General features: G+C 71.7%; 8 protein-coding genes and 1 pseudogene. 4 read left to right on the forward strand and 5 right to left on the reverse strand.

The window, feature by feature from the left end; genetic code table 11:
* Positions 1 to 449: 449 nt before the first annotated feature.
* Positions 450 to 746 carry a GYD domain-containing protein gene (locus ACFYML_RS30620; protein ID WP_387423922.1) on the forward strand — a complete coding sequence of 99 codons (297 nt, stop codon included), beginning with the start codon at positions 450 to 452 and terminating at the stop codon, positions 744 to 746.
* Between the two features lie 47 nt (positions 747 to 793).
* On the opposite strand, the gene metH is transcribed toward ACFYML_RS30620, so the two are convergent.
* Entirely contained in the window at positions 794 to 4309 is a 3516-nt protein-coding gene (metH, locus tag ACFYML_RS30625) for a methionine synthase (RefSeq protein WP_387423923.1), read from the reverse strand.
* 306 nt (positions 4310 to 4615) lie between these two features.
* On the opposite strand from metH, the gene ACFYML_RS30630 reads away from it, so the two are divergent.
* Together ACFYML_RS30630 and ACFYML_RS30635 are read left to right on the forward strand one after the other, a co-directional pair.
* Positions 4616 to 5485, forward strand: a complete 870-nt coding sequence (locus tag ACFYML_RS30630) for a PAC2 family protein (protein ID WP_357442434.1) — start codon at positions 4616 to 4618, stop codon at positions 5483 to 5485.
* Positions 5486 to 5612: 127 nt separating this feature from the next.
* Positions 5613 to 6404: a GntR family transcriptional regulator gene (locus ACFYML_RS30635; RefSeq protein ID WP_387423924.1), complete on the forward strand. Its 792-nt coding sequence runs from the start codon at positions 5613 to 5615 to the stop codon at positions 6402 to 6404.
* A gap of 153 nt (positions 6405 to 6557) precedes the next feature.
* Here the strand turns inward: ACFYML_RS30635 and mshC are convergent, their stop codons facing one another.
* The 4 genes from mshC to ACFYML_RS30655 all read right to left on the reverse strand — a co-directional run bounded on the left by mshC (position 6558) and on the right by ACFYML_RS30655 (position 10104).
* Positions 6558 to 7796 carry a cysteine--1-D-myo-inosityl 2-amino-2-deoxy-alpha-D-glucopyranoside ligase gene (mshC, locus tag ACFYML_RS30640; protein ID WP_387423925.1) on the reverse strand — a complete coding sequence of 413 codons (1239 nt, stop codon included), beginning with the start codon at positions 7794 to 7796 and terminating at the stop codon, positions 6558 to 6560.
* 67 nt (positions 7797 to 7863) lie between these two features.
* Positions 7864 to 8682: an SCO1664 family protein gene (locus tag ACFYML_RS30645; RefSeq protein WP_387423926.1), complete on the reverse strand. Its 819-nt coding sequence runs from the start codon at positions 8680 to 8682 to the stop codon at positions 7864 to 7866.
* The gene (locus ACFYML_RS30650) at positions 8679 to 9257 is read right to left on the reverse strand and encodes a DUF3090 domain-containing protein (RefSeq protein ID WP_073840130.1); all 579 of its coding nucleotides are present in this window, start codon (positions 9255 to 9257) and stop codon (positions 8679 to 8681) included. The genes ACFYML_RS30645 and ACFYML_RS30650 overlap by 4 nt, the downstream gene beginning before the upstream one ends.
* A 133-nt stretch (positions 9258 to 9390) precedes the next feature.
* Positions 9391 to 10104 carry a histidine phosphatase family protein gene (locus tag ACFYML_RS30655; RefSeq protein ID WP_387423931.1) on the reverse strand — a complete coding sequence of 238 codons (714 nt, stop codon included), beginning with the start codon at positions 10102 to 10104 and terminating at the stop codon, positions 9391 to 9393.
* Between the two features lie 895 nt (positions 10105 to 10999).
* Here ACFYML_RS30655 and ACFYML_RS30660 point away from each other — a divergent pair.
* A pseudogene (locus tag ACFYML_RS30660) lies at positions 11000 to 11214 on the forward strand (hypothetical protein); the annotation flags it as partial.

An 11214-nucleotide genomic window follows, 5' to 3' on the forward strand; every position in this document is an offset into this window, starting at 1 on the left:
CCAGTCGCGCTCCCGGCGTCTCGACCGGGCCGGCCCGGCGTACCGAACCGACCGGGCATTCTCGCCGGCCCCGCCGGACGGCCGGCTGCTCGACGAGACGGCCGGAACGTGAGCCGGCGAACGCCGGCCGACCACCGCGTCACCTCCACGGTCCTCACTGGCGGCCGCTCCGACAACGCCGACCGCTGAAGCTGGCCTGCCCTGTCCCTTCCCTGGCCGCGCGCCGGAGGAAATCTTCCGGCTGCTCCACGCAGACGACGCTCACGGCACCGCGCTTCGACAGGTATGCCAGCTCCACCCTAGAAGCGATGGCTGGGCCTGGCTCGCCGGGCTGGCCGCCATCCTGTGATCGCTCGCATCACTCGTTCTGGTGCGCACCCGATGCAGATTTCAGCCCTTATGCCCAGAATTAACCCTACGATGAGGTCTCTTCATGGAGGTGAAGGACCATGCCGACGTATATCGCGTTGCTGAACTGGACCGATCAGGGGATCAGAGGCTACAAGGACACCGCGAAGCGCGCCGAGGCCTTCGCCGCAGCGACCCAGAATCTCGGGGCGAATCTCCTGAACATTTACTGGACCGTCGGTCCGTACGACCTCGTGGCCGTCGTCGAGGCGCCCGACGACGAAACCGCCACCGCAGCGCTCCTGCAGCTCGGTGGGGCGGGCAACGTCCGCACCACGTCCCTGCGGGCCTTCGGTCGGGAGCAGATGGATCGCATCATCGCCAAAGCCGCTGGCTAAGGCCTTCCACAGTCCGCAGGTCAGAGGGCATCGGCAGCCATCTCGGCCTATTTGGCGTTGAAGTAGTTCGCCTCCGGGTGGTGCACCACGATTGCGTCCGTGGCCTGCTCCGGCACCAGCTGGAACTCCTCCGACAACTGCACGCCGATTCGGTCCGCGCCCAGCAGCTCCACGATCTTCGCCCGGTCCTCCAGGTCCGGACAGGCCGGGTAGCCGAATGCGTACCGGCAGCCGCGGTAGTCGTTGCGCAGCAGGCCGGCCAGGTCCGCCGGGTCGTCGTCGGCCACCGTACGCCCGCTCGGCAGGGCCAGCTCGGACCGGATCCGCCGGTGCCAGTACTCGGCCAGCGCCTCGGTGAGCTGCACGGACAGGCCGTGCACCTCCAGGTAGTCGCGGTACTCGTTGCCGGCGAACATCTTCGCCGTGTACTCGCTGATCGGCTGCCCGACGGTGACCAGCTGCAACGCCACCACGTCCAGCTCCTCGCCCTTCGGCCGGAAGAAGTCGGCCAGGCACAGCCGCCGCTCCTGCCGCTGCCGGGGGAACGAGAACCGGGCCCGCTCGCTGTGCCCGTTCTCGTCCAGCACCACCAGGTCGTTGCCCTCCGCGTACGCCGGGAAGTAGCCGTACACCACGGCCGCCTCGAGCACCTGGTCGGCGATCAGCCGGTCCAGCCAGTACCGCAGCCGCGGCCGGCCCTCCGTCTCCACAAGCTCCTCGTACGACGGGCCATTGCCACCCCGGGCACCGCGCAGCCCCCACTGGCCGAGGAAGGTGGCCCGCTCGTCGAGCAGCGCCGCGTAGTCGGCCAACGGCAGCCCCTTGACCACCCGGGTCCCGAAGAACGGCGGCCGCGGCACCTCCACGTCAACGGCCACATCGGAGCGGACCGAGGCGTCGTCCAGCTCGGGCAGCGCCTCCCGCACCATCGCCCGCTGCCGCTCCCGCCGCTCCCGGCGGGCCGCCAGGGCCGCCTCCCGCTCCGGGTCGACCATCGGCGCGCCGCCCCGCTTGGCCGTCATCACCCGGTCCATCAGCGACAACCCCTCGAAGGCGTCCCGGGCGTAGTGCACCTGCCCCGGGAACATCGACCGCAGGTCGTCCTCCACGTAGGCGCGGGTGAGCGCCGCCCCGCCGAGCAGGACCGGCCACCGCTCCGCCACCCCGCGCGCGGCCATCTCGGCCAGGTTCTCCTTCATGATGACCGTGCTCTTGACCAGCAGGCCGGACATGCCGATCGCGTCGGCCCGGTGCTGCTCGGCGGCGTCCAGGATCGCGTTGATCGGCTGCTTGATGCCGATGTTGACGACCTCGTAGCCATTGTTGGACAGGATGATGTCCACCAGGTTCTTGCCGATGTCGTGCACGTCGCCCTTGACGGTGGCGAGCACGATGCGCCCCTTGCCGTCGTCGTCGGTCTTCTCCATGTGCGGCTCCAGGTATGCCACCGCGGTCTTCATCACCTCGGCGGACTGGAGCACGAACGGCAGCTGCATCTGGCCGGAACCGAACAGCTCACCGACCACCTTCATGCCGTCGAGCAGCAGATCGTTGATGATCGACAGCGGCGACCGCCCCTCGGCCATGGCCGTGTCGAGGTCGGCCTCCAGGCCGTTGCGCTCGCCGTCGATGATCCGCCGCTTGAGCCGCTCGTCCAGCGGCAGCGCGGCCAACTCCTCGGCCCGGGTGGCACGCGCCGACGCCGCGTCGACGCCCTCGAAGATCTCGATGAACCGCTGCACCGGGTCGTAGCCCTCCCGGCGGCGGTCGTAGATCAGGTCGAGCGCCACCTCGCGCTGCTCGTCTGGGATCTTCGACATCGGCAGGATCTTGCTGGCGTGCACGATCGCCGAGGTCAGCCCGGCCTCCGCGCACTGGTGCAGGAAGACCGAGTTGAGCACCTGCCGGGCGGCCGGGTTCAGCCCGAAGGAGACGTTGGAGATGCCGAGGGTGAAGTTCACCCCCGGATACCGGGCGGCGATCTCCCGGATCGCCTCGATCGTCTCGATGCCGTCGCGGCGGGTCTCCTCCTGACCGGTGGCGATCGGGAAGGTCAGCGCGTCGATGAGGATGTCCTCCCGGCGCAGCCCCCACCGGCCGGTCAGGTCCTCGATCAGCCGGACCGCGACGCGTACCTTCCAGTCCCGGGTGCGGGCCTGGCCCTCCTCGTCGATGAGCAGGGCGACCACGGCGGCGCCGTGCTCCTTGACCACCGGCATCACCCGGGCGTAGCGGGACTCGGGGCCGTCGCCGTCCTCGAAGTTGACGGAGTTGACCACGCAGCGTCCGCCGAGCATCTCCAGTCCGGCCTCGATCACCGGGGGCTCGGTGGAGTCCAGCATGATCGGCAGCGTGGAGGCGGTGGCGAACCGCCCGGCCAGCTCCCGCATGTCCTGCGTGCCGTCCCGGCCGACGTAGTCGACGCAGAGGTCCAGCAGGTGCGAGCCGTCCCGGGCCTGGCCGCGGGCGATCTCCACGCACGCCTGCCAGTCGCCGGCCAGCATCGCCTCCCGGAACGCCTTGGAGCCGTTGGCGTTGGTCCGCTCCCCCACCATCAGGACGCTGGCGTCCTGGGCGAACGGCACGTGGTGGTAGATGGACGAGACGCCGGCCTCCGGCCGGGGCTCCCGGGCCACCGGCCGCGTCCCGCGCAGCCGCTCCACCAGCACCCGGATGTGCTCCGGGGTGCTGCCGCAGCAGCCGCCGACCAGGGACACGCCGTACTCGGCGACGAACTGCTCCAGGGCGTCGGCCATCTCCACCGGCGTCAGCGGGAAGTACGCGCCCTCCGCGGTCAGCACGGGCAGGCCGGCGTTCGGCATCACCGACAGCGGGATCCGCGAGTGCTGGGACAGGTAGCGCAGGTGCTCACCCATCTCCGCCGGGCCGGTCGAGCAGTTGAGCCCGATCAGGTCCACCCCGAGCGGCTCGATCGCGGTCAGCGCCGCCCCGATCTCGCTGCCCAGCAGCATCGTGCCGGTGGTCTCGACGGCGACGTGGCAGATGATCGGCACCTGTCGCCCGAGCTCGGTCATCGCGCGCTTCGACCCGATCACGGCGGCCTTGACCTGGAGCAGGTCCTGGCAGGTCTCCACGATGAGCGCGTCCGCCCCGCCGACGATCAGGCCGGCCGCGTTCTCCTGGTACGCGTCCCGCAGCGACGCGTACGCGGCGTGGCCGAGGGTGGGCAGCTTGGTGCCGGGGCCGATCGAGCCGAGCACGAAGCGGGGCTGGTCCGGCGTCGCGTACGCGTCGGCGGCCTCCCGGGCCAGCCGCGCCCCCGCTTCGGACAGCTCCCGGATCCGGCCGGCGATGCCGTACTCGGCGAGGTTCGGCAGGTTGGCGCCGAAGGTGTTCGTCTCGACGCAGTCCGCGCCGGCCGCCAGGTACGCCTCGTGCACGCCGCGGACGACGTCCGGCCGGGTGACGTTGAGGATCTCGTTGCAGCCCTCGAGGCCGTCGAAGTCGTCCAGGGTCAGGTCGGCCGCCTGGAGCATGGTCCCCATCGCCCCGTCGGCGATGAGGATCCGGTCCGCCAGCACATCGAGCAACGAAGTCCGCACAGAGCCAGGTTAGTGCGCTATGTCGGCACGGGGATATCGCAACCGTGCCTTCCCACATACTGTCAGCGGGATCACCCGTCCCTTTAATCCGCTTCAGCTGGGTTGGTCACCCCGGCCGACCGGCGCGGCCGACGGGCCGCGACCCGCGCCGGCACGTAGGCTGACGGACGTGAAGGACAACAGGGACGCGACCGTGCGACGGCTCCAGGTCGCGGCGCAGACGCGCCGTACTGGAGTTGTCGCAGACGGGCGGACGTCTGGGCGACGGCCCGACACCGCTCCCGGCGAGCAGGGTGAGGTGGCGGCGTGACCGAGTTCGACGGACTGCCCGTGCTGCGGTCGCCGGTCGCCATCGCGGCCTTCGAGGGATGGAACGACGCCGCGGACGCCTCGACCGCCGCCGTGGAGCACCTGGAGCAGGTCTGGCAGGCCCGGCAGGTAGCCGAGCTGGACCCGGAGGACTTCTACGACTTCCAGGTGAGCCGGCCGACCATCACCATGGCCGACGGGGAGACCCGCCGGGTGGAGTGGCCCACCACGCGCTTCATGGTGGCCAGCCCGCCCGGCACCGAGCGGGACGTGGTGCTGGTCCGTGGCATCGAGCCGAGCATGCGCTGGCGTACCTTCTGCGAGCAGGTCCTCGAGATCTGCCACAGCCTGGAGGTCGAGCGCGTGGTGCTGCTCGGCGCGCTGCTGGCCGACGTGCCTTACACCCGGCCGCTGCCGATCAGCGGCAGCGCGTCGGACGCGGACGCCGCCAAGCGCTACCAGCTGACCCCCACCCGCTACGACGGGCCGACCGGCATCGTCGGGGTGCTGCACGACGCCTGCACCCGGGCCGAGGTCGACGCGGTGTCGTTCTGGGTGCACGTCCCCCACTACGCCAACAACCCGCCCTGCCCCAAGGCCACCCTCGCGCTGCTGCACCGGGTCGAGGAGGTGCTCGACCTGCCGGTGCCGATGGCCGACCTGGCCGAGGAGGCCGCCGAGTGGGAGCAGCGGGTGCGCAGCGCCGCCGAGCAGGACGCGGAGCTGGGCGAGTACGTCCGCGAGTTGGAGGAACGGGTCGGCGACGCCGGCATCACCCCGCTCACCGGTGACGAGATCGCCCAGGAGTTCGAGAAGTACCTGCGCCGCCGCGGCGGCTCCGCCGGCCCGACCGCCGGCTCCTGGTAGCCGCTCCCTGATCAGGCCCGCCGGGCCCCGGACACCTCGTCCGGGGCCCGGTTTTCCGCGTGTCCGGGGTGGCGCGGTCACCCCCACTACGGCATCCTAGGAACCTAGCTGTCATGAGGAGGCGGGCATGCAGATCAACCCAGGAGCGGCCGAGTTCCCGCACCGGCAGATCGCCGCGCAGCTCAAGGCCCAGGTCCGCCGCGGCGACTGGGGGCCCGGTGAGCGGCTGCCGTCCATCCCGGCCATCGCCGAGATGTTCGGCGTCGCGAAGCAGACGGTGCAGCGCGCCGTCGACCAGCTGCGGGTCGAGGGCATCCTGATCACCAAACCCGGCTCCGGTACGTACGTCCGGGGCACCCGGCGCCGGCTCAACCGGCTCTCCCGCGGCCGGTACGGCGGCTTCCGCGGCTACCACACCGACCTCGCCGCCCGATACCGGCAGCAGCTCGTCTCGGTCGGCCCGGCCCCCGCCCCGCCCGAGGTGGCCGACGCGTTCGGGGTGCCCGACGGCACCGAACTGCTCTGCCGGCGGCACCTGGTCCGCACCGACGAGTCGCCGGTCGAGGTGGGCGCCTCCTGGTTCCTGCCGACCGACACCGCGGGCACCTCGCTGGAGCGGGCCGAGGCGTTCGGCCGCCCGCTCTACCAGGAGGCCGAGGAGGCCACCGGCCGCAGGTACGTCACCGCGACCGACACGATCAGCGCCCGGCAGCCCAGCCGGGAGGAGTCGGAGACCCTGCAGATCCGCCCGGACACCCCCGTGCTGCACCTGCTGCACATCGCCTACGACGAGCGGCGCAAGCCGATCGAGGTGGCACAGGCGACGTGGCCCGGCCCGATGACCACCCTCACCGAGGAATACAAGATCCCGGCGCCGGCCGAGCAACCCGACCCGGACCCGGGGCTCGTCCTCGGCTGATCCTGCCCCGCCCCATCCCCGTCGCGCACACGCCTCGTGCGCACTTAACGCGCAGTTTCCCGGAGAGAGTTGGCTATCCGCGGCGGAATAGCCACTCTTTCCGCGAAAGAGTGCCCCGCCGGCTGGCAGGGCCCGCCGGTGGACGCGAAGGCGTCAGAGGCGGATACCCAGGAGGGCGTCGACGGTGTCGGCGAAGAGCTTCGGGGCAGCGGCGTCGTCGGCGACCCCGGCCAGGGCCTGCGCGGCCCAGGTGTCCGCCACGGCCAGAGCGCCGGGCGTGTCCAGGTCGTCGGCGAGGCGGGCGCGCACCCCGGCCAGCAGCTCGTCCCCAGCCGGCCCGGCCGGCAAGGCGGCGGCCCGCCGCCAGCGGGCCAGCCGCTCCTGCGCCGCGGCGAGCACCTCGTCGGTCCACGAGCGGTCGGTGCGGTAGTGCCCGCTCATCAGGGCCAGCCGGACCGCCATCGGATCGACCCGGTCCGCCCGCAGCCGGGACACGAAGACCAGGTTGCCCTGGGACTTCGACATCTTCTCCCCGTTCAGGCCGATCATGCCGGCGTGCACGTAGTGGTCGGCGAACGGCGCCTGGCCGGTCAACCGCTCGGCGTGCGCCGCCGAGCACTCGTGATGCGGAAAGAGCAGGTCGTTGCCGCCGCCCTGCACGGCGATCCGGTCACCGAGCAGGTTCAGCGCGATCACCGTGCACTCGATGTGCCAGCCGGGGCGCCCGGCGCCCAGCTCGCCGCCAGGCCAGGACGGTTCGCCCTCCCGGGCCCCGCGCCACAGCAGCGGGTCCAGCGGGTCCCGCTTGCCGGCCCGGTCCGGGTCGCCGCCACGCTCCGGGAAGATCTCCAGCATCTGCTCGCGGGAGAGGTTCGACTCGTAGCCGAACTCGGGGGCCGCGCTGAGGTCGAAGTAGACGTCGCCGCTGCCGTCGTCGAGCCGGTAGGCCGCGCCGTCCTTGAGCAGCACCAGGACCTTCTCGGCGATGTCCGGGATCGACTCGACCGCGCCGACGTAGTGCTCCGGCGGAATGATCCGCAGCGCCTCCATGTCCTCCCGGAACAGGGCGGTCTCCCGCATGGCCAGGACCTTCCAGTCCTCGCCGTCGCGCTCGGCCCGCTCCAGCAGCGGGTCGTCGATGTCGGTGACGTTCTGCACGTACCGCACGGACAGGCCGGCGTCCCGCCACATCCGCTGCACCAGGTCGAAGGCGATCATGGTGGCCGCGTGGCCGAGGTGGGTGGCGTCGTACGGGGTGATGCCGCAGACGTACATCGAGGCGACCCCGTCGGGCTCACTGGAGTGGACACCTTGCCGCGCCGAGTCGTACAACCCCAGTGGCTGGCCCTTGCCCGGCAGCCGTGGCACCTCGTGTCCCGCCCAAGACTCCATGACCGTCAGCCTAACGATCCGTCAGGCGCTCGGGTGCCGTGCCTCAAGTGATCAACGCGACAACGGGTCACATGGGCGGCCAGGGCATCGCCGGCCACTCCTGCGGGGGCAACGGGAACCGCCCGCTCTCCCGCAGCCGGTCCACCCGGGCCGCCAACTCGGCGACCTCACCGATGGTGAGGTGCTCGGCCAACTCGTCGCCGAGCGTACCGGTGAGCTGCCCGGCCAGCCCGTCCAGCATCTCCACCGCGTCCGGCGGCAGCTGCCGGCCCGCCCAGCCCCACAGCACCGTACGCAGCTTCGCCTCGACGTGGAAGCAGACGCCGTGGTCGACCCCGTAGATCCGGTCGTCGGGGCCCACGATGACGTGACCGCCCTTGCGATCGGCGTTGTTGATCACCGCGTCGAGGACGGCGAGGCGGGCCAGGCGCGGGTCGTCGGCGTGCGCCAGGGCGTACGCGGCCCCGTCGTCGTCCCGGGCCGCGGCGACCGGGAACCAGCGCGGCGGCAGGGCGTCGGCGGGGACGAAACCGACGAGTGACTCGGCGTCCTCGGGCTCGTCGATCCAGAGCTGGCAGGAGCCGGGGCCGAACGGTCCGTCCCGCAGCACGGTGGGCGGCACCAGATCCCAACCGCTCGCCCGGGAGACGAGATAGGCCGACACCTCCCGGCCGGCGAGCGTCCCGTCCGGGAAGTCCCAGAGCGGACGCTCGCCGCGGACCGGCTTGTAGACACAGCGCGCGGCCACCCCGTCGCGGGTGAGAATCCCGCGCAGGGTGGTGTTCGAGGCGTCGACCAGCCGCCCCTCCAGGGTGAGCTCACCATCGGTGAGGAGCCGCAGCGCAGCGGCTCCGTCCTGTCGGGGCTGGAGTTCCGACGAGGTCACCGGTGATAACCGTTGTGCCGCGGGCAGAGGTGTCCAGCGGGGTCCAGGGGTTGACCGCAGAGCGGGCAGGGCGGACGGCCAGCGTTGACCACGCGGCGGGCCCGCTCGATGAACGCGCGGGTCGCCTCGGGGGTCAACCGCACCCGCAGCCGGTCGAGGTCGTCGTCCGGCTCGTCCGGGTCCTCGTCCTCATCGTCGTCGGCCTCGCCCAGCGCGACCTCGACCTCGGTCTCACCCGCGGCGATCGCCTCGATCACCACGGTGGCGCTGTCCACGTCGAAGGCCAGCCCCAGCGTGCCGACCCGGAACTCCTCGTCGACCGGGGTGTCCAGCGGGTCGTTGTCGCCGACGACGGGGGCCGCCTCCGGCAACTGGACGCCGAACCGGCGCTGCGCCTCGGCGAGCAACTCCTCCAGCTTCTCGGCGAGCAGGGACACCTGGACCTTCTCCAGCGCGACGCTGACCAGCCGGCCACCGCCGCGCGCCTGCAGGAAGAACGTACGCTCCCCCGGCGGGCCGACGGTTCCGGCGACGAACCGCTCCGGCGGCTCGAAGGCGTGCACCTGGTGGGTCATACCCACGACCCTATCCGGCGGGTGGAACCGCCGTGCAGCGCACCGACGCTGAATCCGCCCAAGGCGAAACACCGGCGCCCACGGGGGCCGTTCCCGGGCGTGGCGAACCGGCTCATCGGCTCACTCCTCGCGCTCACGGGGCCGCTCCCGCGCCGCCGCCCACCGCCGCGTCCGACTCCGTGGCCCGCGCCGCGCGCCGCCGGCGCTTCCGCGGCGGCGGCACCAGCCCGCTCAGATCACCGCCCGTGTCGTTGAGCCGGACCAGGAACGGTCGCAGCGGCGTGTAGCGGATCGCCGTCACCGACGCCGGGTCCGCGACGATCCGCTGGAAAAGATCCAGGTGTACGCCGAGCGCGTCGGCCACGATGGCCTTGATCACATCGCCGTGGCTGCACGCCAGCCAGACCGCCTCCGGCCCGTGCTCGGCGGTGATCCGGGCGTCCCAGGAACGCACCGCCGCGACCGCCCGCGCCGACATCGCCGCCATCGACTCCCCCTCCGGGAAGACGGCCGCGCTCGGGTGCTGCTGGACCACCGGCCAGAGCGGCTCCTTCGCCAGCTTCTTCAGCGGCTGCCCTTCCCAGCTGCCGTACCCGCACTCGATCAGCCCCTCCTCCACCACCTGCTCGGCCTTCGGCAGAGCCAGCTCCAGGGTCTGCCGGCAGCGGACCAGCGGACTGGTCACCACCGCCGCGAGGGGCAGGCCCGTCAGCCGCTCGCCGACCGCCGTGGCCTGGGCGCGACCGGTCTCGTCCAGCTCGACCGGCTGCCGGCCGGCCAGGCCGCCGTCGGCGTTCGCGGTGGTCCGGCCGTGTCGCAGAAGCAGAAGGGTCGCCACCCTGACCAGCCTAGGCGGTACGGCGTCGGTCTTCCGGCTGCGGTTCGGGTGTGGCCCGCCGCGCGCATCCGTCGTGGGTCGCTGCCGACTCTGGTCACGGCTGGATGTGGCCCGCCGCGCCCGGCTCCGGGCGGTCAGGCTTGATCCCTCCGCCGGTCACGGCGGGCCACACCCGCGTCGTGGTCCAGCGGCGTCCGGCTGTCCGGCGTGCGCGGTTCGCGCCCCGGGTACGGCGTGCGTACCTGCACACGGTCCGCGCCTCGGCGGGGCACCGGCTCGGCCGCCGGTTGCGCCGAAAGTGTGGCCTCCCGTCCTGGCCCGCCCGTGATCGACTCCCTGTCGGGGATGTGGTGGTGTAGGCGTGTGTCGGTTACCGCCGTTTCGGCGACATAGAGTGGATCAAGGGCGTTTCGCGCCCATTTGGCGGCTGTTGTGGTGGGCGATGTCCGGTTTGTGGGTGTGGTCGGCGGCATCCCGGGACCGGAATGATGGGCGGCCGGGTTTCGTTGAACATGGGTGCACGGCCGAGGTAGGCACACCCCCGTGAGATGGGGTGGTCGGGCCCGGAATGTTGGTGGGCCGCCGGTCGTTGCAGACGACTCGCGACCGAGGAAGCCGCCCCGTGAGCCGGGGTGGTCGGGTCCGGAATGTTGGCGGGCCGCCGGTCGTTGCAGACGACTCGCGACCGAGGAAGCCGCCCCCAAGTGGCGGGGTGGTCGGGCCCGGAATGATGGCGGGCCGCCGGTCGTTGGATATGGTCCCGGCGCCGCGAAGAGGCGAACCCCCGCCCCGCGAGCCGCTGGTCGAATGACTTCCCCCCTTTCTTTGAGCGCCTGACGGTGCTTGCGCACATGTAGCCGACCCCCATCGGTGTGTGCGCCAACCCCCGAATGGAGCTTTGATCATGAACTCGATGCTGCGTAAGAGTGTTCTTGGTGTTGCTGGTCTGGCTTTCACCGGTGGTGTGTTCGCCGGTCCGATCGCCGCTCACGCCGCTGAGCCGGTGCACGCCAACCCGGTGGCGGCGGTGCAGGCTGACAAGCCGGACATGGGCAAGCTGATCCCGCATGGTGTGCAGGGCGCCCAGTCGAAGATCACCCTGAACGACGAGCAGACCGC

Origin of the sequence: Micromonospora sp. NPDC007230 (assembly GCF_042869115.1) — a bacterium.
Taxonomy (GTDB): Bacteria; Actinomycetota; Actinomycetes; order Mycobacteriales; family Micromonosporaceae; genus Micromonospora.